We start from the raw sequence: 24,964 nt of genomic DNA, 5'->3' as shown, positions 1-24,964 counted from the left end.
GGAGGATGAATAGGCATGACCATCAGATCAGCAAAACCACAAGATGCAGCTGCAGCGATAAGACTGTTGTACGATGCACTGCACGACGTAGCGCATCAATTAACAGGGGAAGACAGTGAAGAGAAAGTGCTTGAAGTGCTGGAGCAATATTTCCGGGCGGACGAGGGCAGGCTCAGTTACCGACAGGCTGCCGTGAAAGAGATCGACGGCGAGGTGGCTGGCATTATCGTTGCTTACGGCGGTGATCAAGCGGCCGAATTGGATCGTCCGATTCTGGATCGTTTGCGTAAGCTCAAGAATGACCCTTCCGTAGCGCTGGATAAAGAAGCGGACGAGGATGAGTACTATATCGATACGTTATCGGTTTCTCCGCAGTTTGGAGGTAAGGGGATTGGTTCGGCCCTTATACATCACGCGGAGAATCGGGCAAAGGAGCTGATGTATCGTAAAATTGCTCTTGCCGTGGTGACGGACAATCATCGCGCTCATTCTTTGTACGAAAGAAGAGGTTATCAAACAGATAAGGACATCTTGATTAACGGGCATGTTTATTATCATATGGTCAAACCGGTTTAGAAAAAAATAAACAATTTATAAGCCGCCTATTTACAAATGGTAATAGGTGGTTTATTATTGTGTCATATCGATCTAGAAAATTAGAATGATAAATTAAATTGGAATGAACGAAAATAACCGTATGAATCACACAATTAGAATGTCTATTTTAATTTAGAATGGAGTGTTTGCGTCATGGATCAAGATCATAATCAGAGTATCGAAATATCGGTGGAACAAGCGAAGCTGCTCGGCAGCGCTCAGCGGGTGAAGATTCTCGGAACCATGCTGGATATGGCCAAAACTGCCAAACAAGTAGCAGATGAATTGGGAGATTCGCCGGGAAGCATTCACTATCATATTCAGAAGTTATATGATGGTGGATTAATAGATTTGGTGGAGACCCGGACCGTCGGCGGCATCGTAGAGAAATATTATAAATCCAAAGCGAAGTGGTTTAACACCAAGGGAACCCAAATGGTAGATCCGGTTCTTGCCGAAGATTATGCAGCGGCCAGCCGTACAAGGATAAGCCTGAGAATGCAGCTGAACGCCGAGCAATACGAAGAAATGACGAAGGAATTCAGAGAACTGCTCGAAAAATGGGTGACCAAGACCCTCGCGACAAAAGGAGACGACAGCAAGGAATATGCGGTAGGGATCAACGTGGTTTCGACGGAAACGTCCGAATAGGAAGGGGTTTCTTTAGCCCCTTCTCTCCAAAACTACTAAACTTTAAATCAAGGAGTGTTTCTTTCGTGGAAATATTAAAGAATCGCAATTTCCTGCTGTTGTTCGTTGGCCGAATCCTTACGAATATCGGCGATAGCTTGTACGCGGTAGCGGCCATGTGGCTGGTGTACGATCTGGGAGGCTCGACGCTGTATACGGGACTTGCCGGATTCCTCTCGATTCTCCCCCGAATCATTCAACTGTTATCCGGTCCGATGATTGACCGCGTTCCTTTACGTGGGCTTCTGGTATATACTCAGTTATTTCAGGCGGTTCTACTGTTGATCGTTCCGCTTGCATTTTATTTCGACTTTCTGACAGTAGGCGTTGTGCTGGCGATTACACCGGTTCTATCCACGCTGAATATGTGGGTATATCCGGCCCAAATGTCGGCCCTTCCTAAAATTCTCGATAAGAAGCAGCTGACGCAAGGAAACTCGCTGTTCTCCTTAGCCTATCAAGGCATCGATGTCGCTTGCAACGCAATATCCGGCGTATTGATTATTGTGCTGGGCGCAGTATCCCTTTACTTATGGAATTCGATCGGATTTTTCATCGGAGCGCTGTTATTCTCGCAACTGAAAATCAAAAAGTCTACCAAAACTTCTGATAACAACGTAAGTAAAACATCAACGAATAACACCGCAAATTCAAAATCTATGCGAAATGCCCTTAAAAATTATTGGGCGGACATGAAAGAGGGGCTTCGCTACATCCTGGCAACCCCGCTTGCACGGGTACAGATGGGGATTATCGTCATCAATGCAGCGGGCGGCGCTACCTTTACGGTTATGCCTGCGTTTGCGGACAGCCTCGGCGGGGCGGGTGTATACGGAGTTCTGCTCATGGCCCAGGCTTGCGGAAGTTTGTTGGGCGCGATTCTGGCTCCGTATTTGAAGCTGGAGCGCCTGCCGCTTGGATATCTTTTTGCCGGAGCATTTTGTTTATCTGGCGCTGCCTGGTGTCTCAGCGTATTTACCCCATGGACATGGCTTGTCGTCCTGGTATACGGCTTGGCATGGTTTCCCGGAGGCATTACGAACGTTATCATCAATTCGGTCATTCAGAAAGCGATACCCGAGAAAAGATTGGGCACGGTGTTCGCGGCAGCTAGCGGACTCAGCGGAATTGCCATGCCGCTTGGCAGCCTAATTGGAGGTGCTCTTGGCGTTGTTGCAGCAAGCTCGTCCGTTATCGCAGGATGCGGAATCGCCGTATTCTGCGTAGGGATCTTCTGGATTTTTGACTCGACCACCCGCAGTCTTCCATCACCTGACAATGTGGATGAGAAATGGTTTGCGCCTTATACGAATGCAACACCTGAAAAATCCATTTCTATGAATACAGCCCCTTAGAGATGGCTAACGTCGATTAGCTTCCATGCTTATACAGAGGGCTGAAGAAGATCGCCCGTACTGGAAATTTCTCAAATAACCGAGCCGAGGATGAATCAGCGATAGACGGATTCATCACGGTTCTTTTTTTCACTTAGACGAAGTGTAAACGCCTGCCGCGTCCCACCGCAGCGGTGCTTGTCAGGCTAGTCTGCATAATGTGACCAAGTCCCTCATAGACATGTATCAATCAAGTCAAAACAAGTGTTGAAGGGGATGATGACATGCGCCGGATTTCATGGGTGCTGCTCGCGGTAGTATTATGCTTAACAACAATACTGGCGGGATGCGGGAAGAAGAATGCAGACAGCGTTGTGAAGGATCTGGGCAAGGTGGCTGATAAGCTGGAAAGTGCCAAGGGCGCTTACCAGGGAGCGGGCGTTATGACCATACATACCGGTTCGGCGCCGCAGGAGTATCAGGTTGAGGTATGGTACCAGTCTCCATCTTACTATCGGATCAGCTTAACCAATGGGCAAAAGGATATTACGCAAATCGTGCTTCGCAACGATGATGGCGTGTTCGTTCTGACGCCTAGCTTGAACAAGAGCTTCCGCTTCAAGAGCGACTGGCCGGATAATCAGGGACAGGTATATCTGTACCAAACGCTGCTTAGCAGCATTTTGAGCGACAACACCCGTCAGTTTGCTGAGGATAAGGAAAGTTACGTGTTTGATGTGGCTGCCAATTACCACAGCCATTCGTTGATTCGTCAGAAGATTTGGCTCGCCAAGGACAACTACACACCGAAACAGGTACAAGTGTCAGACTCCGAAGCGAAAGTGGTTGTTGAGGTGAAATTCAACACCTTTACCTTCGATACGAACCTGACAAAGGATTCGTTTGATACGAACAAGAATCTAAGTGCGATGAACGATGCGAAGGGGACCATGGCGGAAGTGGACGAGAACGGGGTACCGGTGGCTTCCGGTACAGAAGGTAATGGCACTCAGGGAACCGAAGGTTTGACAGAAGCGGCTTCCGGTCGCGATATGGGATCCTTCGGCATCATCTATCCGGAATATGTGCCTGCAGGGGTCACGAACAAAGACACGATGGAAGTTCCCGAGAACAAGGATCATGCGGTTATTCTGAAGTATGACGGTGTGTACCAATATACGATTATGGAATCCAGACCGGTGGATCGTGCGGTCTCCCTCGTACCGGGCGAGGCGGTGTATATCGATTTCACGACGGTAGGTCTGCTCACCGGCGATCAGCAAAGAACGCTGACCTGGAATTCGGAAGGCGTGGAATACCGAATTACGAGCGCCAATCTGCCTGTCGAAGAAATGAAGAAAGTCGCTGCTTCCATGCAGGGAGAATCGGGTAAATAATACGAAGTAGGCGGATACCGAGCATTGAAGGAGGGCAACATTCCGACAATGGGGCCATTCGCCTCTTTTCCAAATAACGGAACTTCGTCCGTAGACCTATCGCTATTTCTTGCAGATATTCCGATGTTTCACCAAGTTTCGCCACCCCGGGGGGACCACGAGCCTCATAAATAAGCAGTTTGTCTCAATTGACAGTTGCCCCCCGGAACATTACCATTAATCTATTGCAAAGCATAATGCTTTTTTCAAAATGGTAAGAAGGTGACTGGAATTGCAAGCGATATATCGACCTACCCTGGCGGAGATCAACCTAGACCATCTGCGCGCCAACTATAACGCTTTTCGTGAGGCGCTGCCAAGCCACATGAAATTGCTTGCTTGTGTGAAGGCTAACGCCTATGGTCACGGAGCTGTAGAAGTGGCTCGCGAACTTCAGCAACTGGGGGCGGCTTACTTAAGCGTAGCTTTCCTGGATGAAGCGCTCGAGCTTCGGCAAGGAGGCATCTCTTGCCCAATCCTGGTGCTCGGTTATACACCACCGGAGGCTGTAGAGATCGCTTATGAGCATGATGTGACCATAACCCTGTTCAGTGCGGAAGTGCTCCAAGCGATAAAGGCACTGCCGGTCCAGCCGGAGAAGCCACTCAAGGTACACATCAAGATTGACAGCGGAATGGGTCGTTTGGGCCTGCTTCCAGGCGAAGATGCAATTTCTTTTATAGAAGAAGTATTTTCGCTGCCGCAGGTTGTTGTCGAAGGAATGTTTACCCATTTTGCAAGAGCGGATGAAGAGAACAAAGACTATACGTTGGGACAGTACCGCCGTTTTCAGGGCGTAGCGGACGCTCTTCGGGATAAGGACTACCATATCCCCATCATACATACGGGCAACAGTGCTGCTGCGATTGATACACCTGAATTATCCTATGATATGGTTCGTGTCGGCATCGGCTTGTACGGACTGTATCCTTCGGATGAGGTGAATCGAAAGACAGTGAGCCTCCGCCCTGTCATGACGTTAAAGACAAAGCTTGTCTACGTCAAAAATTTACCTCCGCATTCCGGTATCAGCTACGGGACGAAGTATGTAACGGGGGAGGAAGAGCAAATTGGAACCCTTCCCATCGGTTACGCCGATGGCTTCTCTCGTATGCTGAGCGGTAAAGTGGAAGTACTGATACGCGGCCGCCGCGTCCCTGTAGTCGGAACTATCTGTATGGACCAATGTATGGTATCGCTCAAACCTTTCGCCGATGAGGCGGAACAAATTAAAGCTGGTGAAGAGGTTGTACTCATCGGTCAGCAGTCTGGCGAATGCATTACGGCAGATGAGCTGGCGTCCAAGCTGGGGACGATCCACTACGAGGTCGTCTGCATGATTGCCCACCGGGTACCACGTCAGTATATACGTGATGATATACCCGTGAAGACCGTAAACGCACTCTGGAGCAACCTTTAACAAGTCATGTCACCCTAAGTAATTTATTCAGGAAAGAAGGAATAAGTACAGACCTTCCCGAATTAGGAATATGTCGTTTAAGTCTGTACGAAAGTGTCGATTGTAGTTTATAATGATATGCAGCATACTTGATATACCTTCGGCATATATATTCTTTTGTATAATTTTCCTTGAATAATGTAATACTGGTGCACAGGCGAGAAGGTTGTGGGGGTGTAATAGAGGGTGGCCAATATGCAGAACACCAAACGAATCATGATCAGTTTACCGGATCATCTTTTGCAGGAAGTGGACGGGATCGCTCAGCTGGAAAATTCCAACCGCAGTGAGCTTATTAGGCAAGCCATGAAGTTGTACCTGAATGAACGGAAGAAACGTTACATTCGTGAATCCATGCAGCGGGGTTATATGGAAATGGCCAAAATTAACCTGACCATGGCTTCTGAGGCGTTTCACGCGGAGGAAGATGCAGACAACACTCTAGACCGCTTAGTAAGCGGGGTGTAGACAGTGATCGTTAAACGGGGCGACGTATTTTTTGCGGATTTATCACCTGTTGTCGGTTCTGAGCAGGGCGGCGTAAGGCCGGTCCTTGTCATTCAGAATGATATCGGCAACCGGTTTAGTCCGACTGTGATTGTTGCAGCCATTACGGCACAGATTCAAAAAGCCAAGCTGCCGACTCACGTCGAAATCGACGCGGCGTCGCATGGATTTGACCGGGATTCCGTCATTTTGCTAGAGCAGATCCGGACGATTGATAAGCAGCGGCTAACGGACAAAATCACCCATCTTGATGATGAAATGATGAGTAAGGTGGATGATTCCCTGCAAATAAGTCTGGGCTTGATTGATTTTTGATTCCATTCAAGCACTAACGTTTTCCACATAGAATGTTATGACTAAAAACCCTCAAGGAGTAATTCCTTGAGGGTTTTTATATGGATGGTATGTTTGAAGGCTCGGCAATTGCTGCATGGGACTGGAGATTGGTGGATTACATGTTTGTAGGTATGAGGATGTAGGCCGTAGTGACCGCCGCTGCGATAAACAAAAGGCAGACAACGGACCAGGCAATCGCATGTTTGTCATTCATTTAAGGTGACCCCCCTGATTTTAATGAGGTGTGGATATCCGGCAGCGGCATGTTCGTACAATAAGAATATAAATTAAATCTTAAAATTAGATGAAATTGACATTAAAAGCAGCTTAAAGCCTTACGAAGTGAGCGATGTAGTGGAAATGAGCGCTTAAGTTTGGGATAATAGCAAATATAGTTTCATTGAAGAAAGAGGGATATCATTGTCTGAATTAGAAGCTGTTGTGGAAGTAAATGAGGAACAGATTCGCAAGGAAGAATCGAAACGGATCGTGAAGCAGATCGCGAAGGAGCTTCAATTGTCCGAAAAACAGGTGCGCACGACCGTTGAACTTCTGGATGAGGGCAATACCATACCGTTTATTGCGCGTTACCGTAAGGAAATGACAGGCGAACTGGATGAGAACCAATTACGTGATATTGAAGAGCGGACAGGTTATTTGCGCAATTTGGAGGTCCGTAAGCGGGAAGTCATTCGCATCATAGAGGAGCAAGGCAAGCTAACAGAAGATCTGAAGGCGTCGATTACGGCCGCCGTTAAGCTGCAGGAGGTAGAAGATCTCTACCGTCCGTATAAGCAGAAACGTAAAACCCGGGCCAGCGTCGCCAAGGAAAAAGGGCTTGAGCCGCTGTCGGAGTGGATATGGTCGCAGCCGAAGCAGGCTGATGTGATGGTTGAGGCAGCCAAGTATGTTAATGAGGAGAAGGGTGTGGCTTCGGCAGAAGAGGCTGTGCAAGGCGCGATGGATATATTGGCCGAAAACATTGCCGATGACGCAACCGTTCGTTCCTGGGTACGCAGATACAGCCTGGACCACGGCATATTGACCTCAGAGGCGAAGGATACCGAAGTGGAATCCGTATACGAGAACTATTACAATTACCGGGAATTGGCGAAGAAAATGCCGCCGCACCGGATTTTGGCCATTAACCGGGGAGAGCGCGAGAATATTCTGAAGGTGGGGCTTGATGTTCCTTCCGATTCCATTCACGCGTATATCGGCAAGCAGGTGCTTAAAGGTCCATCTGCCGTCTCGGATCTTCTTACGGCGGTGATCGAGGATTCATACAAGCGTCTTATTGCCCCATCAATTGAACGGGAAGTGCGGGGGGAGCTGACGGAAAAAGGGGAGAACCAGGCAATCTCCATCTTTGCGGGGAACCTGCGCAGCCTGCTGCTGCAGCCGCCGGTGAAAGGTCGCTGTGTGCTGGGCGTTGACCCGGCTTACCGTACCGGTTGTAAGCTTGCGGTGGTCGATGATACAGGCAAGCTGCTTGAGGTAGCTGTAACCTATCCGACGCCGCCGGCCAACAAGAAGCAGGAGGCGGCCGCGAAGATTAAAGAGCTGATTGCAAAATACGGCATCAAGCTTATTGTCATTGGAAACGGTACGGCATCCCGTGAAACGGAGCAATTCGTAGCCGAAGAAGTCATTGCGGAACTTGCTGACCCTGAGCTGGCTTACCTCATCGTCAATGAAGCGGGAGCAAGCGTGTACTCGGCCTCGAAGCTGGCTCAGGAAGAGTTTCCTGATCTGGATGTTGCCGAGCGCAGCGCGGCCTCGATCGCACGCCGTGTGCAGGATCCGCTGGCCGAGCTGGTGAAGATCGATCCGAAATCGATCGGTGTGGGCCAATATCAGCATGACGTCACCCAGAAGCATCTGGAGGAGAGCCTGAAAGCCGTCGTAGAGTCTGCGGTTAACCATGTCGGGGTGGATGTGAATACGGCATCGCCGTCACTACTCTCCTATGTGGCTGGCATCAATGCCACCATTGCCAAAAATATCGTGAAATACCGGGAAGAGAACGGGAAGTTTGTCAGCCGGAAGCAGCTGCAGAAGGTTCCGCGTCTCGGTGCCAAGACCTATGAGCAGTGCGTGGGCTTTATGCGGATATCGGAAGGCGAGAACATACTGGATCGCACCCCGATTCACCCGGAATCCTATGCGGTGGTTGACCGTTTGTTCCAGGAGCTTCAGGTAAGTCTGGACAAGCTCGGCAGCAAGGAGCTCGCTGAACTGCTGGATGCCCAGCAGCCGGAGAACCTTGCCGTGAAGCTGGAGGTTGGTGTACCGACCCTGCGCGATATTCTGGACAGCTTGCAGCGTCCGGGACGCGATCCGCGGGAGGAGCTGCCGCTGCCGATTTTCCGCCAGGACGTGCTGAAGATCGAGGATCTTATGCCGGGAATGGAGCTGCAGGGAACGGTACGCAATGTCATCGATTTTGGCGCCTTTGTGGATATCGGCATCAAGAGCGACGGCCTGGTGCATATTTCCCAGCTGAGCGATGGATTTGTCAAACACCCGATGGATGTTGTCTCTGTGGGGGATAACGTTACCGTGTGGGTGCTGAATGTAGATTTGAAAAAAGGCCGCGTCGGATTGACGATGCGCAAGCCGAAAGATCAGTGATAGGTACTGCAGCGTAATAGAAGAGCCGTATCTCCTTTGGGGAGAAACGGCTCTTTTTTGCATAACTGCCCTGTACTAATAGCTAATGGCGATATGTCCTGGCGATGGGTTTAGCGATGGTTCAGCTTTAGCAGCAGGACGTTTTTATCGTAACTTTCGAGACACCAGTGATATTTTGTTAGAATTTTGGGTTCGACTGTGGGAGCAGATACATCGAATTCATGAAAACCAAACTTCTTATAGTGCGTGTTCAAAAAGGTCGGTTTTCAGCACCGAGAAGGTTGGATGAAGCTAGGGACCGAGGAGCGGAGCGTACGTTTTAGGTACGTGAGCACCGGAAGTCCCGGGTGAATTCAAGATTCGATGCCGAGTTACTTCTTGATTTACTTCGTGATCAAAAGCGGACTTTTTGAACAACCTCTTATAGAAATGCTGCAGCTCTTCAAACGGAATGCAGTATACCGTATCTAGGCCCAATCTTTTTGATTCCTCTACAAGAAACGTGACGATTTCGTGTGCCAGGGACTGTCCTCTAAACTTGTCCAGAATATAAACACCACCGAGTTCCGCCTCGTGGTCATTAAGTTTAACCAATCGGCCGATCCCTGCGTAGTCGTATTGCGACATTACGATGGAAATAATTTCATTGTCCAGTGAACTTGGCTGAAAGCCGATGTGTTCGTATTGTTGATTGACCCAAGGCAATTCTGCTTGAGTTACCCTTCTGATGCTCATGACTACTCACCTCAGTTAGTTCGAAATGTATATTGTGTTAGACTGCGCCCAGCATAAACACCCGGCTTAACTCTCGCTGCCCGAAGATTGCTGCTTTTTCTTCGCCCGAAACCGTCTGACCTTCATCAGATTGCCGCACATTTTATCATCGCAATATCGTTTGGAACGGTTTCGCGTGTCGTCGTAATATACCCAGAGGCAATCGGGATTCGTACAGATGCGAAACCGGGATAACTCGCCTTGCTCGATGGCTTGCGCAAAGGAGCCGGCAATCTCGGCAGCCGCTTCTTGCAGGCCAGGTTTTTGCAGGATATAGGCCAGTACAAATTTTTGATCCTCATCTATCTCCAGATGGCGAATAACGGGTCCGGCAGCCATCCAGCGGTTTAATTCCTCTATCTCCATGGGGGAAGGAGACTCTCCCGCGATGATGTGTTGAACACACGCCAACAGGAAGGAACGAAGCAGCCTCAGCAGCCCCAGTTCATCCGGGGTCAGCGGAACGGAGATTGGGAGATTGTACTCGTTTATAAAATCGGTGAGCCAATCCTCACGGGCAAGCCGATCCTCGGATCGGCCGCTGCCTCTCCAATCATGCCATTCGCTGTTTATAAAATCATCCCATAACATGAAGCTCATCCTTTCTCGTCTCATTATTGTAACAAGTAAATATTCATGTTGCTAGTTACTTGTAATGGGGTCTGAAGTGTGTTAATTTTTATGTAACGTTCTATTTTATTTATGATGGTTACAATCATGAGGCGGAGGCGATGGTTATGAACATGAAGGAATTGCTGCTCCAAAACTGGGATTATGCGATGGGGCAAGAGGATTGGTATCCGCCGATTCATCCTGCCTTGAAGGATGTTACGGTTGAGCAGGCTTTGTGGAAACCGGAAGGGCAGGCGGCGAATTCCATATGGGAGAACGTGCAGCATTTGCTGTATTACAAACAGCGTCTGCTCGGAAGATTGGAAGGGACACCGCTCCATAATGAAGGGATTGGTAACGACGAGACGTTTCTCATTCACGAAACAAGTGAGGACGCATGGAATACGGCTCGGGAGCAGCTTCAGGAAGTTCATGCTGCGTTAAGACAGAAGATTGAGGAGATGCCGGAGGCGGAGGTCATCGAATCGCCGCAGCGAATACTTAGCTTAATCATGCATGATGCATATCATACGGGGCAAATTGTTTTTCTCCGGAAGCTTCAGGGGTCCTGGCCAGCTAAACGCAGCGATCTATAAGTGCAAAATCCCACCATTCAGCCATCATAATACAATGCAAAAATAAGCCGGACAGGATGTCCGGCTTATTGTCATACCTATGGATCGGTTGCAGTGCCCTAACGGGCATTCGAATTTTCTTCGCCCGGGGAATTCCGGTAAAAGTACCAGCATTCGTTCAGCAGCTTGATCTGACGTCTGTCCTTTTTGCGAAAAGCGCGTGTCAATTGATTGCAGAGCCATTGCGGCAAGGGTATCTCCTCCTCTTGCTAATTCCATCTGTATGGATAGCATATGGGGAAAAAGCCCAAAGCGTGCAGGTCTACCTCGATTATAACGCTTCTTCCTCGTACCATTGCTCAAGCTGCGCTTGGAGAGCCCGAATTTCGGTAAGCAGCGAGATGAGTGGATATTCCGTTTCCTTAAGGGAAGCAAAGGCTTGCTCAAGCTCATTTATGTATTCCAGACCACCTTGAATGCTCAGCGATTCCTGCAGCAAATCCAGATTGTCGCATTCGGCTACAGCAAGTGGCAGCTGAGGTTTGCCTGCGGCTGTGAGTTTATCGATTTCCTTATTGAGGCGTAAATTTAAAGCACTGAGCTGGTAAGCATAGTCACTGGGCATTTCGACAAATAACAGCTCGTCCTGTCCTTTTAAAATAACGTAGCGCATGTTCGGCATGATTGCAGGTTCTCCCTCCATACTTTCTACTTGACAGTGTAGCCCAGAGAGAAGTTAAAATTCAAGTAGCATTTATAAGGCAAAAGGAAGGATAGACATGGTGACGATGAACGAGATGAGCAATGAAGAACTGCAGGCATGGGTTGAGAAAGTCTCGCTGGAGAGCTTCCGGGTTCCGTTCAGGCACAAGGCGACGTTTAACCGGCGATTGTCCTCAACAGGCGGCCGCTATTTCATGAAAAGCCATCATATCGAGATCAATCCGCATCAGCTGGCTACGCACGGCAGGGAAGAGGTGGAGAAGATCATCAAGCATGAGCTGTGCCATTATCATCTGCATATTGCGGGCAGGGGATATCGGCATCGGGACGCTGATTTCAAAAACCTGCTGCAAGCCGTTGGAGGGAGCCGTTTCTGCAAGTCCTTGCCGAAGGGCAAGGCTGCGGGCCGTCGTCAACCGGAACCTTATCGATATAAACTTCGCTGCAGTGCCTGCGGGACGGAATACCTCCGTAAACGGAAGATGAATCCGGCTCGTTATCGGTGCGGAAAGTGCGCCGGACGCCTTACGCTTCTGAAGCTTGACTCCCCTATGAAGTCATGATAAATTATTAATATCCAACTTAATGTTCCCTGATAGCTCAGTTGGTAGAGCACTCGACTGTTAATCGAGTTGTCACAGGTTCGAGTCCTGTTCGGGGAGCCATATGGAGAGATACCCAAGTGGCTATAAGGGGACCCTCTGCTAAGGGGTTAGACTGCGTAAGCGGTGCGAGGGTTCGAATCCCTCTCTCTCCGTTGAGCGTTACATCGAAGAAAGCTCCCATCACCAAGTGATCGGGAGCTTTTTTTTGCATAGGGATGAGAATCACAAGTACCGAAAGAAATGCCTAAGGTGTGTTTTGTTCCGACAGCAAGCGGGGATGCGGATGGTTATATTGAACGTTTCTATCATGCTTTCCGGGCACTGCCGTGTACTCCCATTCATCTGTCGCTGTTCCAGCCGAACTTTGCCGATCTTCGGTCTTTTGTACTCGAGAAGGATATCATCTATGTTGGCGGGGGCAATATCCGCAATATGCTGGTCTTGTGGAAGGAATGGGGCCTGGATCAGATACTCCAGGAGGCGTATGAACAGGGTGTCATCTTAACTGGGTTAAGCGCTGGTTCCATTTGCTGGTTTGAGCAAGGGGTGACGGACCCATTGAACGCGCCTTTGTACAAGCTTGAGGGTTTGGGTATATTACAAGGCAGTCATTGCCCGCATTATGATGGTGAGAGCAAAAGAAGACCTGCCTATCATAAACTTGTGCTTCAAGGTGAGGCACAAGCAGGATATGCTGCTGATGATGGGGTTGCTTTGCATTTTATGGACGGATGGCTGCATAGGATCGTAAGCTCAAGGAAAAATGCACATGCATACCATATGGGACTCGAAGGAAATCGCGTTCAAGAAGAGAAGTTAACGCCGGATTTTTTAGGCTGATTTATAAGCCGAAAAAGCCCCGAAAATAAATATTAAAATTCACGAAAAAAAAGCTTGCCAGTATTTTTGAAATTATGCTATACTCAATCTTGTCGTCACGGCGACGTGGTTAAAGTGGCCCGTTGGTCAAGGGGTTAAGACACCTCCCTTTCACGGAGGTAACAGGGGTTCGAATCCCCTACGGGTCACCACTTTCTTATATGGCAGCCGCACGATTGTCATCGAGAGCCATTAGCTCAGTTGGTAGAGCACCTGACTTTTAATCAGGGTGTCGAAGGTTCGAGCCCTTCATGGCTCACCATTTTTATGAAGTAACGAAATGATGTATCCCTTATATTATGCGGTAGTGGTGGAATGGCAGACACGCTATCTTGAGGGGGTAGTGGGTGTATACCCGTGGAGGTTCGAGTCCTCTCTACCGCATACGAACATTAAGAAAAGGCTCCGCACTTTGTGCGGGGCTTTTTTTTGCGTTTAAGATATCAGAAAGTATAAACTTCGAAGCATGGCCTACCTGATATCGCAAGAAAAACAACATCTAAACGCGGTCAGTCTTCTCTAGAATGTATGTCGATAGACGTTTTTCTTATATCAAGGTTTACATAAGATTCATCACGGTTTTCATCGATTTTCAGTGCGCGTTTATGCAAAACCGGTGTTTCATCTCTGGTCAGAAGTTTAATATCATAACGTGGACGAGCAACAACTTCAAATTACCTATAAGGAGTGATTCAGAATGGCTAATAACAACAATGGAAAGATGAGCCGTGAAGAAGCAGGACGTTTAGGTGGAGAAGCAACTGCGAACAAACATGACAAAGAATTCTACCAAGAAATCGGACGGAAGGGCGGCGAAGCAACTTCCCGTTCCCATGACAAAGACTTTTATCAGGATATCGGTAAAAAAGGCGGAGAATCCACGTCAAACTCTCATGATAAGGAATTTTATCAGGAAATCGGCCAGAAGGGCGGGGAAGCGACTTCCGATTCTCATGGCAGAGAATTCTATGAGGACATCGGACGCAAAGGCGGCGAGGCTACCTCGGATTCCCACGGACGTGAGTTCTATCAAGAGATTGGGCAGCAGGGCGGCGAAGCCAGAAGCGGCAGCGACAGCAACGGGGACGGCAAGATGAGCCGTGAAGAAGCGGGCCGCAAAGGCGGCGAGGCGAGAGCTAGGCAGCGCCAACGGGGGAACTAATGACAATCCGGTGGATTTGAGATAAAGTTTCCCTCCCTTGAAGGGGACTGAATTGCTCACATGAGAAAGATCCGCCTCATCCACACCATTTGAAAAGCAGCAGCTACGACTCCCTGACAGGGAGCGCGTGGCTGTTTTCTTTTTGCCTTACATCGTCGTGCGATAAGGTGGAGAAGAGAAGATCGTGCTGGACTTTTGGGACGGTGTGTGATAATTATATGATAATGATAACCATTCTCATTTAAGGTTGGGGTCTGTACATATGGTAAACCTATTGACGAATAGCAGTAGCAAAAAAGATTCACGTGAATACAGCGGGCTTATGGCCGGTTTATGGAATATGGATATTGTTCATGGGCATGAGCTCTCCTTGGAGCAGCAGTTGGCAGTGCAGCCAGCCCTGATCATCCCGCTGAGCGGAGAAACCTGTTTACAACAGGCAGAGCAAATCACCCGTATGAATAAGGGATGTGTTTATTTTTGTGCAGCAGGGTCTACTTTCGGAATTACGAGTGCCGATCTCAAGAGTTCCGAGGAACACGAGCAAGCTTCGGTTGCAATACTTCATTTTAGTTTCATGGAAGGTGTCTCAGGCTGCGGTCGATTGCATGAGGTGGACGGCGCCACTCTCATGCCCTATGATGGCATCTTTGTCATTAGCTCTCCGGACCGCTTGAATCTCGTCTGTCGGTCGATGTATAAGGATTTTCACAGCAAGGAGCCCATGAAACAGTGGAGGGTTCAGCTGGATTTTCAAGAGCTGCTATATACGATGATTGCCGAATGCAGCCCATACTCCAAGAATGATAAGCGGCAAGCGCTGGAGCGGGTGAAGGAGTATATCGAGGAACATTATGATGAAGATTTAACGATTGAACAATTGGCGAACCTCTCCGAGCTAAGTCCTAAATATTTTGTAGAAGTATATAAGAAGACGTATGGGTGCAGCGCAATGGATTATTTGGCCCATGTCCGTTTGAACAAGGCGAAGCAGCTGATGCTGGGCACGGATTCTTTGCTGCGTGAAGTGGCGCATATGGTGGGGTATAAGGATGAATTTTATTTTAGCCGCAAGTTCAAGAAGGCATTCGGGATCTCCCCCTCGGTGTATATGAAGACAAGGAAAAATAAACTGGCGATGTACGGCTCCACAGCCCTCCTGGGTTACGCCATGCCGCTGGATTTCACGCCGTATGCGGCTCCCCTCCATCCGAAGTGGTCACAGCATTACTATAACATTCTTGGGCCGGATATCCCGGTCCATCTGGATGCATACCGCCAGAATCATAACAAATATGCCAATCTGGATAAGCTGGCCTCGGCACGTCCGGAGCTCATCGTCTGCGCACAGGGGGTGGAGGATTGGGAGAAGGAACAGCTTCGGCTGATTGCCCCCCTCTACGAAATGCCGGCAGAGCAGGAAGGGTGGCAGTTTAATCTGCTAGGTCTCGCTAAATTGCTGAACAAGCTGCCTGAAGCAGAGCGATGGATTGAAACGTTTCATCATAAAATATCGACTTACCGTGAGAAGCTCCCCACTGAAATGATGGAAGCACGCACGCTTTTGACTGCACGCCTGCATCAGGATGACCTGATGGCTTACAGCCATCCGGGCATGAAGGAACTATTATTTGATTATTTCAATTTTCAGCCGGCGATGCCTATGGATTGGGAGGATGAAGGATGTTTAACGATTAAGCAGATCAAGGAGAGCCGCGCAGACCACATTCTGCTCTTGATCCGTCAGGATTCCGAAACGTTGGCGAATTGGAGAAAACTGCAGGCAACGCCGGAGTGGATGACCATACCCGCGGTGCGAGAGGGAACGTTCCATCCATTATCCTCTTACCCTTGGCGCGAATACTCTCCCATTGCGATGGAGCAGATGGCGGAAGAGGCCTTCCGGTTGTTTTCCGGAAATTGTCCATGAGGAATCCGGTTATTTGTCCATGGTACTAAGAGAGCAAATCCTATACTATGATCAATAATGATAATCATTATCAATTATTCGAGTGATCATAGATCATGGAAGGGGTATTAGGAGAGAGATGAAACGAATGAAATGGGTTTTGGGGTTATTGCTGGCATTTGCGTTGGTACTGTCCGCTTGCGGTGGAGGTAACGAGGCTAAAGATACAGACGGAGCAAGCACGAATAATGCAGCAGAAAGCACGAATACAGCCGGGGAGGATAACGCTGCAAAGGAAGAAGCGACCCCCACATCGTCCGATACTAAAGTGGTGAAATACCTCGATCAGGAATATACGCTTCCGGCGAAAACCGAGCGCATCGTCATCACGGGTGCGGTTGAAGCCATGGAGGATGCCATTGTGTTGGAAGTGAACCCGGTTGGAGCGATCACCTTCTCGGGTAAATTCCCGCCGATGTTTGAGTCGATCACGAAGGACGCCCAGTCGGTTGGTGAGAAAATGGAGCCGAATTTCGAAACGATCCTGTCTTTGAAGCCGGATGTGATTTTGGCATCGTCCAAAGCCAAGCCTGAAGTCATTGAACAGTTGAACAAAATTGCTCCCACGATTCCGTACTCCCATATCTCGACCAACTGGGAGAGCAACCTGAAATTGCTCGGCGAGTTAAGCGGCAAACAGGAACAAGCGGAACAGGAAATCGCGAAATATAAAGAGGACTTGGAAAAAGTCAAAGCGACGATTGGAGATAGCCTGAAGGACAAGAAAGTTCTGGCGCTTCGGATTCGTGCAGGTGAGATGTACATCTATCCGGCAGGGGTGTTCTTTAACCCGGTACTGTATGAGGATTTGGGGATTGAAGTACCGGCTGAAGTAGCCGCAGCCAAAGCACAGGAACTGATCTCGAAAGAGAAGATTGCAGAGATGAATCCGGATTACGTATTTGTCCAATTCTCGCCAGATGAGAATAAAGATACGCCGAATGCTTTGGAAGAACTGCAGAATGATCCAATCATGAAGAACTTGAATGCATTCAAGAACGGCACCGCTTTTGTCAACGTGGTAGATCCACTCGCTCAAGGCGGAACTGCGTACAGCAAAATCGAGTTTCTGAAAGCTGCGGTCGAAAGCCTGACAAAGTAACATCAAACATTTCAGTATAAACCTATAAGGCGTGTTGTTCATGGGATTCAAAAAATCACTGCCGGCTGTCATCCTTGTGATGGCCCCGGCAGTCTGTTTATTGCTCATAGCGGCCTCCATCCTGTATGGAGCCAAGAATATTACGATGGATACCGTTTGGGATTCCATCTTTGCTTTTGATTCGGAGAACATCGATCATCAGATCATTGTGAGTTCTCGATTGCCGAGAGTCGTCGGCGCAATGCTCATCGGCGCTTTTCTCGCGGTATCAGGTGCGTTAATGCAAGGAATGACAAGGAACTATTTGGCGTCCCCATCCATCATGGGGGTATCCGACGGTTCGGTGTTCGCGGTGACACTGTTCATGGTATTTATCCCGAACGCCAGCTCCAATATGTACATTGTCAGTTCGTTGATCGGCTCCGCCATCGGAGCAGCCGTCGTGTTCGGCTTGGCATGGCTTATTCCTGGCGGACTCAGTCCGGTTCGACTGGCTATACTCGGAACCGTAATCGGGACGTTTCTTAGCGGTACCGCAGAGGCATTGGCGGCCTATTTTCAAATATCGCAAAATATCAGCTTCTGGTACAATGCCCGATTGCACGCAATGGACCCGGAACTGATCAAACTGAGCATTCCGTTTGCTATCGTTGGTTTATGCCTTGCCGTCGTTTTGTCCAAATCGATCACGCTGCTGTCGCTCGGGGACGAAACGGCCAAGGGGCTCGGTGTGAATACATGGCTGATCAAAGCCCTTGCGATGCTGGCTGTTGTTATTCTGACCGGCGTATCTGTTGCGCTGGCGGGTAAGGTTGCTTTTGTAGGTTTAATTATTCCTCATATTGCCCGTTTCCTGTCCGGCTCGGATTATCGATGGATCGTACCGGTGTCGGGCGTGCTTGGTGGCATGTTTCTGGCATTATGCGATATTCTCGCACGGTTTGTGAATGATCCGTTTGAGACGCCAGTGGGTGTTATTACTTCGTTGATCGGCGTTCCTTTCTTCCTCTATTTGATCAAGACGAGGGGAGGGGCTCAGCGTGCGTAACACCTACTATCGATTCCCGATTGTTCTTACTGGAGGAATCCTGGTTGTATTGACTGCCGTATATTTCAGTCTGACTAACGGGACGTTTGATATGTCCATCAAGGAAGTATTTCAGACACTGCTGCGGCTGAGTCCCAATTCCGATTTTGATCTCGTCGTGTTTGAATTCAGGTTACCGCGTATTGTGCTTGGCGCTCTCGTCGGGTTTGCGCTGGGTATGGCCGGTGCCGTTATCCAGGGGGTTACCCGCAACGGACTCGCGGATCCGGGCATACTCGGCATCAATGCAGGTGCAGGCATGGCAGTTGTGTTGTTTATGTTCTTGCTGCAAGGACAGATCACGATGACCGGCTGGCTCGGGGTTATGATGATGCCGATGTTCGGTATCGCTGGCGGCTTGGCGGCGACTACGGCCATATTTATGTTCGCGAGAGAAAACGGAAAGCTGGATCCACAGCGGCTAATTCTTGTGGGGATTGCGATTGCCTCGGGCTTCGGTGCTATTACGATGTTCCTCTCGCTGAAAATGAATCCATCGGACTATGAGATGGCCGTAGCTTGGCTGGCCGGCAGCCTTCACAGCGCCAACTGGAAGTTCGTGGTCACGATGCTTCCTTGGCTCATTATGCTGCCGCCTATCATTTGGCTCCGCTCTCAAGTGCTCGACTTATTCCAGCTGAGCGAGGAAAGCGTGAAGAGTGTCGGGGTATCCGTCGAGCGTGAGAAAAAGGTATTGCTTCTATGCAGCATCGGTTTGGTCAGTGCGAGCGTTGCCGTATCCGGCAGCATCGGGTTTGTCGGTCTGATCGCTCCGCATCTGGCGAGGCAGCTGGTTGGGCTGCGGCACAGGCATATCATCCCGATCAGCGGTATAGCAGGTATGGCGATTGTGGTCATAGGCGATTTCATCGGCAGAACGATATTCGCTCCGGCCGAGCTGGCTGCAGGCATTGTGGTGTCCGTGATCGGGGTTCCGTATTTTGTCTATCTATTAATTCGCATGAGAAAATAAAAGTAGCTTTCGGGAGGATCACATGAATCGTTATCAACAGCTGGTTGTTGAGGACAGGGAACTCACACTGTATTTACCTCCTTCTTATCATGAGTCGGACCGTTCCTATCCTGTTGCCTATGTACAGGATCAAGGAGATATGTTTACGGACTGCCTCAACTATCTGCATCATCTGTTTGCAGCAGGCCAACTGGTCGAGGTCATCCTGGTTGGCATATCGTCTACGAACCGGAATCGTGAGTATACGCCTTGGCCGGCTGAGCCGCTGCTGGAGGGCAATCCGCCTTTCGGCGGGGAGGGCAGAGCTTATGTCGATGAGGTTGCGGATGTCATCAAGGCATACATAGACAGACATTACCGTGCGCTCGCAGCACCCGAGCATACCGCAATCATTGGCGGTTCCTTTGGCGGTTTGATCTCGATGTTCGCGGGATATTGGCGTGCCGAGACCTTTGGACGGATCGGGATGCTGTCGGCTTCGTTATGGTATGAGGGGGTTATGGATTACATCGGACAGCAGGGAGAATTGCCTGCCGGACTGAGGGTGTATATGTCTGTTGGACAGTTGGAAGGTGCGTACAAGGAAAATGCGCAGAAACATATGTTTTCGAATAACGTCGAGGCCCATCGGTTCTGGATCGAACAAGGGGTGAACCCCGAGCGGATCCAGCTGGCGGTAGATCCTGATGGAACCCATGATCCCATTTTTATGGCCAGAAGATTTCCGGATGCGCTGCGGTGGTTGTTCGTCAAGGAAGAAGATGACCAAGAATCCGAGATGGCGCGTTCTCAGCATGAAGGTAAGGATCATCACGAAAAACACGAAAAGGATGAAGAGTGCGATAACCGCGATGACCATAACAATAACCCCGAAAAGGATTCTTTGTTTTGCATACCGGGAACGGTGACATGGTCCATGCAATCCGACGTCACAGGCCGTGAATACCGTATTTATATTGCCGAACCGATGGGACCGCCACCCGAAGGAGGGTATCCTGTGTTATATTCGCTGGATGCCAATGCGACCTTTGGATCGCTTGCGGAGGCAATCCGAGTGCAATCCCGGACGCCCCGTGGCATTCCCTCGGCGCTTATTGTCGGGATCGGCTTTGACAGCGACAGTCCCATTGTGAGCAGCGAGCGTTTTTATAACTTTACTGAATATGCTGAAGACCATGAACTGCCGGTCCGTCCTAACGGATTGGATTGGCCGAAAACAGGCGGCGTTGAAGCATTCCTTACGTTTATCGAGTTTCAGCTGAAGCCGGCCGTAGAGCGTCAATACGCGGTGAACCGTTCGAAGCAGGCGTTGTTCGGGCACTCGCTCGGTGGTTTTTTCACCTTGTATACATTATTCACCAGACCGGAAGCCTTTTCGCGGTATATTGCGGCCTGTCCCTCGGTGTGGTGGAAGAACTACGTGTTGTACAAGCGATGGGAAGAGGGAAAAATCCGTTTACAGCAGAGTGGACAGCGCAAAGAGCTGCGTCTGTACGTTGGTGCCGAGGAGAAGCCGTCTATGGTGCAAGACGCCAGGGAACTCTATGCATTCCTCAAAGGGCATAATGAGGTGCTGGAGACTACGTTTCATGAAATTGAGGGAGAAGGGCACGTCTCGGTGCTGCCTACTCTGATAAGCCCTCTGCTTCGTTTTGTGAACGCGTAATATGAGAATGATGATTTAAGCATAAATAAGCAGCCTCATATCCAGTGATAAAGCTGGATAATGAAGCTGCTTATTCAGTGTTGTTGCATGTAGGCAGAGAGTTAATCCAGTAATTCCGGATCGTCAAGGATGGAAGAGTACTTCGGGTATAATCTGCGAATGCAACCCGGACAGATATCGTGGGTGAATTCAATAGGGAGGCGGCTCTCCAAATAGCTCTCCACAGGTTCCCACTCTTGCCCGTGGTGAACGTATTTGCATACGGCGCAGATCGGAATATGCCCGGGAAGGGGAAAGCTGTGAGCCAGCGCTTGTTCCAGCAGCAGTTCCTTGCGTTTGAACTTCGTAATATCCGTAAATAATATCATAGCTCCGTGAATACGGCTGTTCTTGTTGATAAGCAGCGGCAGTACCTCACATAAAACCCAAATCTCTTGGCCGTTCCATTGCACCGCATATTCAAAGGAATAATCAGACAGCTTACCCAGCATAACATCTCTTACGGAGGGCACATCCAACTCATGGAAAAAATGATCAAATGAAGCCAAACTCAAGGGCTGGGAAGCGATATTAAAAAAAGATGCCCCCTCCCACCCAAACTCAGCGGAAACACCATATCTTTCGGCCATGGTAATGAGTGGATCGTTAATTTTGTCTATGATGCCATCCGGGGTAAGGATCATCAGTCCTTTATTCAAGGAATGAACCGCATTATTCCAGGATGTGATCATGGTATCGTAGGGCAAATGACTCGCTCCTCATACTAAATAGACTCATGACTAAAAGATACAACGTTCCATGAGTACTATGGTATAATTTAGGCAATATATGTTGATTATACACTTAATTAAGTGGTTTTGCAAGAGAAAAATACGTACATAAGTAATTTTCTTTCAAAGAGAATTAGGAAGGCGGTTGTTTGATGCAGTCTATTTACCAACGAATCGAACATCTCATAGAAAGCCGAGGCATGACCAAGAAGGCGTTTTGTGAAACCCTCGGGATCAGCACAGGAAATTTTGGTGATTGGAAGAGGGGGAAAACAACGCCGAGCACGAATAAATTAATTGAGATAGCAGCATTCTTTTCCGTTAGCTTGGATTGGTTGATTATTGGCAAGGGCAACCCTACCCGAGTCAGGGAAGCGCGTGGGGAGTATGGAGTGGACTCGGAATCTTCCGATCTTCCCTTAATGTCCGGATTGGCAGAGAATGAGAAGGAGTTTATCCGTGAATATATTGAGTTTTCAGCCTACCGGAAGGAAAAGCGAAACGACTAGAACTAGCTGCTCTTGCGCCTAAGCCAACGACCCATAATTTGGCTCTTTACTTTTGTATGATGGAACAGTATAATAAGGAATGTTCGCTACAGAACATCCCTTATAACATGCGGTAGTGGTGGAATGGCAGACACGCTATCTTGAGGGGGTAGTGGGTGTATACCCGTGGAGGTTCGAGTCCTCTCTACCGCATACTTTATGAAGAAGCTGTTTATCAAGAGGAATTCTTCCTTTGATAAACAGCTTTTTTGTTTGCCTTTGCGAGCTGGGAATATGCTGTTTCTTTTGCGAGTTGCCCTATTTATCGTTTCAATTTGTGCTGCAAGTTTAAAGAATACATGTAGAGACCATAATAGGGCATGAAGGAGATGAACGAGCATGAAACCATTATACACAGCAGATGTAAAAGTCATTGGAGGGCGTGAAGGCTCTGTTGAATCTACGGATGGGGTTCTTAATCACAAATTAAGCATGCCGAAGGAGCTTGGAGGACCGGGCGGTAACGGAACCAATCCGGAGCAGCTGTTTGCGGCCGGCTATGGCGCCTGTTACGAAAGCGCTCTGGCTAATATCGCCCGTAAAGAGGGCGTCGAGCTCAAGGACGTTGTGATACACTCCCAGGTTATGATCGGAAAGGACGAAGGCGCTGACGGCTTTAAGCTTGCAGTGAAGCTAAAGATCGAAATGCCGGGTATCGAACGAAGCCAGGCGGAGGATCTCGCGAAGAAAGCGCACGCGTTTTGTCCGTATTCCAAAGCAACCCGGGGCAACATCGACGTGGAGTTAAGCGTAAGCTGACCATAAAGGAAGGAATTCGGGTGGCTCTCTGACAATGGAGGGTCATCTTTTTTTGTCGACATATGATGCTGAATATGAAACTTTTTACATGATACGCCGTATTTCAGTTAAAGCTATGAAATGGAAAGGGGCGCTTAAGATGCGTATTGAACAAATGATAGAGGAACGGTTTGTATGCAGCAAATGCGGAGGAAATCACTGCCAGACGAAAGAGGTCTCGATGTCTGGGGCCGGGCTGAGTAAGATGTTTGATATTCAGCACAATCATTTCCTATTTGTTTCCTGCACGAACTGCGGATATGTGGAAGTGTTCAACCCGGATATATTAGAAGGTAAAAAGAGGGGGCAGCTTGGCTCGATCCTGGATGTGTTCTTCGGTTGACATCACCCCTAAAATTCTTTAATATGACTAAGTACCAGAAAGTACAAACCAGTCATAGGGAATTTAAATAAAATAAACGGGTGATGAACATGCCATACAGACCGCAGATTGCAAATGTGACCACAGCTGGAAGCAATGAAAAAGAAGGGCTTTACGAATTCATTATCCACACGGCTGACGGAACGGATATTCGCGTATTCTATAACCGCTTCCCGGAATGGAAACTGACTGCACTTAGCCGACTTGGGAAAGTACCTTGCCCGGTTTGTCGTAAGGATTTCATATGCAAATGCATGGAGAAATTCTCAAACGAATTCGACCAGCAGATGAAAGACGGCGAGTGGCTGAACAAAGCTGCTGAGTAATAAACCAATAAGCGTACTTGATCAAGCGTAGGAGAGGGCTCCTGCGTTTTTTCTTGTTTATGGGTATGGGAAGGGAGCGAAGGAGTATATGAAGGATCGTGCAACGGAAAATCATGAGGAATATGCCATTGTGCTGATTGATGGTGTGTGCCATTTGTGCCAGGGTCTGACGCAGTTCATTATCAAGAGAGATCCTGGGGGTGCCTTTCGCTTTGCTTCGCTACAATCCGAGATTGGGCAGGAGCTGTTGAGGCAGGGAGGGCTTAGTGGAGATACTACGGAAACGATGGTTCTGATTGAACAAGGGAAGTATTACACAAGGTCGACTGGCGCTCTTCGGATTGCACGACGTCTTCGTTTTCCTTGGATGCTGTCGTACATTCTGATTCTGATTCCCCCTTTTTTACGGAACCTGGTGTACCGCTGGGTGGCGAAGAACCGTTACCGGTGGTTCGGACAATCCACTGAATGCATGGTTCCGACGCCGGAGATTCGGCGCCGGTTTTTGTCCTAATGCGATCTTGTATTAATGATGATGTTCTGTCGTACCTTCTTGAAATGTGGGGGTACCCGCTTGCAGATAGGCAAGCTCTTCCTCGGACAGTTTGCCGACGGCGAACGGTTTCTGGGGAATGATGATGGAACCGTTGTTGCCGCTGTGCAGCTTGATGAAATACAGCCCCTCTTTATCGAAGGTTTTGGTTACCGTATATATGCCGTCACCGACCTCTACCGCATCCGTCATGGGATCCCGCAGGGAGCCGTCATGGCTCCACAGCTCATAGTGGACAAAATCCGCACCGGGTACTCTTTTGCCATCCTGGGTAAGGATAATCTCGATGGTCTCCGGTTGATGTACGGATAATGCATCCGGAATGTTCACCTCGGCGATCAGCGGGATTTCTTTTTCATACCGGTTGGCTGCATCGGGACTGGCCGAGCAAGCGCTCAGCAGCAGGACCGATAGCAGAACGGATAATATAAAACGGCTTTTCATGATCATGAAACCGCCACCCCTTA

28 protein-coding genes and 6 tRNA genes are annotated in these 24,964 nt (G+C 48.9%); 28 read left to right on the top strand and 6 right to left on the bottom strand.

Going from position 1 to position 24,964, the window contains the following annotated elements; translation table 11 throughout:
• Positions 1 to 15: 15 nt before the first annotated feature.
• From MHH48_RS29020 to MHH48_RS28985, 8 genes are all read left to right on the top strand, one after another.
• Entirely contained in the window at positions 16 to 576 is a 561-nt protein-coding gene (locus MHH48_RS29020) for a GNAT family N-acetyltransferase (RefSeq protein WP_076324678.1), read from the top strand.
• Positions 577 to 750: 174 nt separating this feature from the next.
• Positions 751 to 1,248, top strand: coding sequence for a winged helix-turn-helix domain-containing protein (locus tag MHH48_RS29015; protein ID WP_076324677.1), 498 nt, complete (start codon positions 751 to 753; stop codon positions 1,246 to 1,248).
• Between the two features lie 65 nt (positions 1,249 to 1,313).
• The gene (locus tag MHH48_RS29010) at positions 1,314 to 2,642 is read left to right on the top strand and encodes an MFS transporter (protein ID WP_076324676.1); all 1,329 of its coding nucleotides are present in this window, start codon (positions 1,314 to 1,316) and stop codon (positions 2,640 to 2,642) included.
• A 263-nt stretch (positions 2,643 to 2,905) separates the two neighbouring features.
• Complete coding sequence (locus MHH48_RS29005) at positions 2,906 to 4,018, top strand: outer membrane lipoprotein-sorting protein (RefSeq protein WP_076324675.1); 1,113 nt, start codon at positions 2,906 to 2,908, stop codon at positions 4,016 to 4,018.
• Between the two features lie 271 nt (positions 4,019 to 4,289).
• Positions 4,290 to 5,477 carry an alanine racemase gene (alr, locus tag MHH48_RS29000; RefSeq protein ID WP_076324674.1) on the top strand — a complete coding sequence of 396 codons (1,188 nt, stop codon included), beginning with the start codon at positions 4,290 to 4,292 and terminating at the stop codon, positions 5,475 to 5,477.
• A 225-nt stretch (positions 5,478 to 5,702) separates the two neighbouring features.
• Positions 5,703 to 5,984, top strand: coding sequence for a ribbon-helix-helix protein, CopG family (locus tag MHH48_RS28995; protein WP_028406492.1), 282 nt, complete (start codon positions 5,703 to 5,705; stop codon positions 5,982 to 5,984).
• A 3-nt stretch (positions 5,985 to 5,987) separates the two neighbouring features.
• A complete protein-coding gene (locus tag MHH48_RS28990) occupies positions 5,988 to 6,338 on the top strand; it encodes a type II toxin-antitoxin system PemK/MazF family toxin (protein ID WP_006212388.1) in 351 nt (116 codons plus the stop codon).
• A 441-nt stretch (positions 6,339 to 6,779) separates the two neighbouring features.
• Positions 6,780 to 8,993: a Tex family protein gene (locus MHH48_RS28985; RefSeq protein WP_076324673.1), complete on the top strand. Its 2,214-nt coding sequence runs from the start codon at positions 6,780 to 6,782 to the stop codon at positions 8,991 to 8,993.
• 291 nt (positions 8,994 to 9,284) lie between these two features.
• On the opposite strand, the gene MHH48_RS28980 is transcribed toward MHH48_RS28985, so the two are convergent.
• Together MHH48_RS28980 and MHH48_RS28975 are read right to left on the bottom strand one after the other, a co-directional pair.
• Entirely contained in the window at positions 9,285 to 9,728 is a 444-nt protein-coding gene (locus tag MHH48_RS28980; protein ID WP_083659773.1) for a GNAT family N-acetyltransferase, read from the bottom strand.
• 66 nt (positions 9,729 to 9,794) lie between these two features.
• The gene (locus MHH48_RS28975) at positions 9,795 to 10,358 is read right to left on the bottom strand and encodes a CGNR zinc finger domain-containing protein (RefSeq protein ID WP_076324672.1); all 564 of its coding nucleotides are present in this window, start codon (positions 10,356 to 10,358) and stop codon (positions 9,795 to 9,797) included.
• 146 nt (positions 10,359 to 10,504) lie between these two features.
• Between MHH48_RS28975 and MHH48_RS28970 the strand changes: the two genes are divergently transcribed.
• On the top strand, positions 10,505 to 10,975 hold the full coding sequence (locus MHH48_RS28970; protein WP_076324671.1) for a DinB family protein: 471 nt from the start codon (positions 10,505 to 10,507) through the stop codon (positions 10,973 to 10,975).
• A 98-nt stretch (positions 10,976 to 11,073) separates the two neighbouring features.
• On the opposite strand, the gene cmpA is transcribed toward MHH48_RS28970, so the two are convergent.
• On the bottom strand, positions 11,074 to 11,205 hold the full coding sequence (gene cmpA, locus MHH48_RS28965) for a cortex morphogenetic protein CmpA (RefSeq protein WP_015737250.1): 132 nt from the start codon (positions 11,203 to 11,205) through the stop codon (positions 11,074 to 11,076).
• 80 nt (positions 11,206 to 11,285) lie between these two features.
• Positions 11,286 to 11,636 carry a hydrolase/acyltransferase gene (locus tag MHH48_RS28960; RefSeq protein WP_071222576.1) on the bottom strand — a complete coding sequence of 117 codons (351 nt, stop codon included), beginning with the start codon at positions 11,634 to 11,636 and terminating at the stop codon, positions 11,286 to 11,288.
• A gap of 97 nt (positions 11,637 to 11,733) precedes the next feature.
• On the opposite strand from MHH48_RS28960, the gene MHH48_RS28955 reads away from it, so the two are divergent.
• The 13 genes from MHH48_RS28955 to MHH48_RS28895 all read left to right on the top strand — a co-directional run bounded on the left by MHH48_RS28955 (position 11,734) and on the right by MHH48_RS28895 (position 21,120).
• Positions 11,734 to 12,240, top strand: coding sequence for a SprT family protein (locus MHH48_RS28955; RefSeq protein WP_256720723.1), 507 nt, complete (start codon positions 11,734 to 11,736; stop codon positions 12,238 to 12,240).
• A 26-nt stretch (positions 12,241 to 12,266) separates the two neighbouring features.
• Positions 12,267 to 12,342 (top strand) — tRNA-Asn (locus tag MHH48_RS28950).
• Positions 12,343 to 12,345: 3 nt separating this feature from the next.
• A tRNA-Ser gene (locus MHH48_RS28945) sits at positions 12,346 to 12,434 on the top strand.
• A gap of 88 nt (positions 12,435 to 12,522) precedes the next feature.
• Positions 12,523 to 13,122, top strand: coding sequence for a peptidase E (locus MHH48_RS28940; protein ID WP_076324670.1), 600 nt, complete (start codon positions 12,523 to 12,525; stop codon positions 13,120 to 13,122).
• 116 nt (positions 13,123 to 13,238) lie between these two features.
• A tRNA-Glu gene (locus MHH48_RS28935) sits at positions 13,239 to 13,313 on the top strand.
• A gap of 34 nt (positions 13,314 to 13,347) precedes the next feature.
• Positions 13,348 to 13,423, top strand: a tRNA-Lys gene (locus MHH48_RS28930).
• A gap of 39 nt (positions 13,424 to 13,462) precedes the next feature.
• A tRNA-Leu gene (locus MHH48_RS28925) sits at positions 13,463 to 13,545 on the top strand.
• A 313-nt stretch (positions 13,546 to 13,858) separates the two neighbouring features.
• Positions 13,859 to 14,323 carry a general stress protein gene (locus MHH48_RS28920; RefSeq protein ID WP_076324669.1) on the top strand — a complete coding sequence of 155 codons (465 nt, stop codon included), beginning with the start codon at positions 13,859 to 13,861 and terminating at the stop codon, positions 14,321 to 14,323.
• Between the two features lie 262 nt (positions 14,324 to 14,585).
• Positions 14,586 to 16,253, top strand: coding sequence for an AraC family transcriptional regulator (locus tag MHH48_RS28915; RefSeq protein ID WP_076324668.1), 1,668 nt, complete (start codon positions 14,586 to 14,588; stop codon positions 16,251 to 16,253).
• Between the two features lie 118 nt (positions 16,254 to 16,371).
• Positions 16,372 to 17,394 (top strand): ABC transporter substrate-binding protein, encoded by a 1,023-nt coding sequence (locus MHH48_RS28910; protein WP_076324667.1) that lies wholly within the window; start codon positions 16,372 to 16,374, stop codon positions 17,392 to 17,394.
• Positions 17,395 to 17,434: 40 nt separating this feature from the next.
• Positions 17,435 to 18,442: an iron ABC transporter permease gene (locus MHH48_RS28905; protein WP_076324666.1), complete on the top strand. Its 1,008-nt coding sequence runs from the start codon at positions 17,435 to 17,437 to the stop codon at positions 18,440 to 18,442.
• Positions 18,435 to 19,454 (top strand): iron ABC transporter permease, encoded by a 1,020-nt coding sequence (locus tag MHH48_RS28900; protein WP_076324665.1) that lies wholly within the window; start codon positions 18,435 to 18,437, stop codon positions 19,452 to 19,454. The genes MHH48_RS28905 and MHH48_RS28900 overlap by 8 nt, the downstream gene beginning before the upstream one ends.
• Before the next feature lie 22 nt (positions 19,455 to 19,476).
• Complete coding sequence (locus tag MHH48_RS28895) at positions 19,477 to 21,120, top strand: alpha/beta hydrolase-fold protein (protein WP_076324664.1); 1,644 nt, start codon at positions 19,477 to 19,479, stop codon at positions 21,118 to 21,120.
• A 101-nt stretch (positions 21,121 to 21,221) separates the two neighbouring features.
• Here MHH48_RS28895 and MHH48_RS28890 read toward each other — a convergent pair whose 3' ends face one another.
• Positions 21,222 to 21,866 (bottom strand): PAS domain-containing protein, encoded by a 645-nt coding sequence (locus MHH48_RS28890; protein WP_076324663.1) that lies wholly within the window; start codon positions 21,864 to 21,866, stop codon positions 21,222 to 21,224.
• Between the two features lie 176 nt (positions 21,867 to 22,042).
• Between MHH48_RS28890 and MHH48_RS28885 the strand changes: the two genes are divergently transcribed.
• The 6 genes from MHH48_RS28885 (at position 22,043) to MHH48_RS28860 (ending at position 24,458) form a co-directional block, all read left to right on the top strand.
• Positions 22,043 to 22,399, top strand: a complete 357-nt coding sequence (locus MHH48_RS28885; protein WP_076324662.1) for a helix-turn-helix transcriptional regulator — start codon at positions 22,043 to 22,045, stop codon at positions 22,397 to 22,399.
• A 109-nt stretch (positions 22,400 to 22,508) separates the two neighbouring features.
• Positions 22,509 to 22,591 (top strand) — tRNA-Leu (locus MHH48_RS28880).
• Between the two features lie 186 nt (positions 22,592 to 22,777).
• Complete coding sequence (locus tag MHH48_RS28875) at positions 22,778 to 23,197, top strand: Ohr family peroxiredoxin (RefSeq protein WP_076324661.1); 420 nt, start codon at positions 22,778 to 22,780, stop codon at positions 23,195 to 23,197.
• Positions 23,198 to 23,336: 139 nt separating this feature from the next.
• A complete protein-coding gene (locus MHH48_RS28870) occupies positions 23,337 to 23,579 on the top strand; it encodes a zinc ribbon domain-containing protein (protein ID WP_006212369.1) in 243 nt (80 codons plus the stop codon).
• A gap of 89 nt (positions 23,580 to 23,668) precedes the next feature.
• Complete coding sequence (locus tag MHH48_RS28865) at positions 23,669 to 23,944, top strand: hypothetical protein (protein WP_076324660.1); 276 nt, start codon at positions 23,669 to 23,671, stop codon at positions 23,942 to 23,944.
• An 88-nt stretch (positions 23,945 to 24,032) separates the two neighbouring features.
• Entirely contained in the window at positions 24,033 to 24,458 is a 426-nt protein-coding gene (locus tag MHH48_RS28860) for a thiol-disulfide oxidoreductase DCC family protein (RefSeq protein ID WP_076324659.1), read from the top strand.
• Positions 24,459 to 24,470: 12 nt separating this feature from the next.
• Here the strand turns inward: MHH48_RS28860 and MHH48_RS28855 are convergent, their stop codons facing one another.
• Positions 24,471 to 24,947 carry a FixH family protein gene (locus MHH48_RS28855; protein ID WP_076324658.1) on the bottom strand — a complete coding sequence of 159 codons (477 nt, stop codon included), beginning with the start codon at positions 24,945 to 24,947 and terminating at the stop codon, positions 24,471 to 24,473.
• Positions 24,948 to 24,964: the final 17 nt, after the last annotated feature.

The sequence above is a fragment of the Paenibacillus sp. FSL F4-0100 genome (assembly GCF_037993005.1).
Lineage (GTDB): Bacteria > Bacillota > Bacilli > Paenibacillales > Paenibacillaceae > Paenibacillus_AQ.
The sequence above is the reverse complement of the archived record's forward strand: the minus strand, read 5'-3'. Positions and strand labels throughout refer to the sequence as shown.

What these genes read in the sequence shown, in the direction of transcription:
- MHH48_RS29020 (WP_076324678.1), top strand. Translation starts at nt 16, where the DNA reads ATGACCATCAGATCAGCAAAACCACAAGATGCAGCTGCAGCGATAAGA.
- MHH48_RS29015 (WP_076324677.1), top strand. Translation starts at nt 751, where the DNA reads ATGGATCAAGATCATAATCAGAGTATCGAAATATCGGTGGAACAAGCG.
- MHH48_RS29005 (WP_076324675.1), top strand. Translation starts at nt 2,906, where the DNA reads ATGCGCCGGATTTCATGGGTGCTGCTCGCGGTAGTATTATGCTTAACA.
- MHH48_RS28980 (WP_083659773.1), bottom strand. Translation starts at nt 9,728, where the DNA reads ATGAGCATCAGAAGGGTAACTCAAGCAGAATTGCCTTGGGTCAATCAA.
- MHH48_RS28975 (WP_076324672.1), bottom strand. Translation starts at nt 10,358, where the DNA reads ATGTTATGGGATGATTTTATAAACAGCGAATGGCATGATTGGAGAGGC.
- MHH48_RS28970 (WP_076324671.1), top strand. Translation starts at nt 10,505, where the DNA reads ATGAACATGAAGGAATTGCTGCTCCAAAACTGGGATTATGCGATGGGG.
- MHH48_RS28960 (WP_071222576.1), bottom strand. Translation starts at nt 11,636, where the DNA reads ATGCCGAACATGCGCTACGTTATTTTAAAAGGACAGGACGAGCTGTTA.
- MHH48_RS28955 (WP_256720723.1), top strand. Translation starts at nt 11,734, where the DNA reads ATGGTGACGATGAACGAGATGAGCAATGAAGAACTGCAGGCATGGGTT.
- MHH48_RS28940 (WP_076324670.1), top strand. Translation starts at nt 12,523, where the DNA reads ATGCCTAAGGTGTGTTTTGTTCCGACAGCAAGCGGGGATGCGGATGGT.
- MHH48_RS28920 (WP_076324669.1), top strand. Translation starts at nt 13,859, where the DNA reads ATGGCTAATAACAACAATGGAAAGATGAGCCGTGAAGAAGCAGGACGT.
- MHH48_RS28915 (WP_076324668.1), top strand. Translation starts at nt 14,586, where the DNA reads ATGGTAAACCTATTGACGAATAGCAGTAGCAAAAAAGATTCACGTGAA.
- MHH48_RS28910 (WP_076324667.1), top strand. Translation starts at nt 16,372, where the DNA reads ATGAAACGAATGAAATGGGTTTTGGGGTTATTGCTGGCATTTGCGTTG.
- MHH48_RS28905 (WP_076324666.1), top strand. Translation starts at nt 17,435, where the DNA reads ATGGGATTCAAAAAATCACTGCCGGCTGTCATCCTTGTGATGGCCCCG.
- MHH48_RS28895 (WP_076324664.1), top strand. Translation starts at nt 19,477, where the DNA reads ATGAATCGTTATCAACAGCTGGTTGTTGAGGACAGGGAACTCACACTG.
- MHH48_RS28885 (WP_076324662.1), top strand. Translation starts at nt 22,043, where the DNA reads ATGCAGTCTATTTACCAACGAATCGAACATCTCATAGAAAGCCGAGGC.
- MHH48_RS28875 (WP_076324661.1), top strand. Translation starts at nt 22,778, where the DNA reads ATGAAACCATTATACACAGCAGATGTAAAAGTCATTGGAGGGCGTGAA.
- MHH48_RS28870 (WP_006212369.1), top strand. Translation starts at nt 23,337, where the DNA reads ATGCGTATTGAACAAATGATAGAGGAACGGTTTGTATGCAGCAAATGC.
- MHH48_RS28865 (WP_076324660.1), top strand. Translation starts at nt 23,669, where the DNA reads ATGCCATACAGACCGCAGATTGCAAATGTGACCACAGCTGGAAGCAAT.
- MHH48_RS28860 (WP_076324659.1), top strand. Translation starts at nt 24,033, where the DNA reads ATGAAGGATCGTGCAACGGAAAATCATGAGGAATATGCCATTGTGCTG.
- MHH48_RS28855 (WP_076324658.1), bottom strand. Translation starts at nt 24,947, where the DNA reads ATGATCATGAAAAGCCGTTTTATATTATCCGTTCTGCTATCGGTCCTG.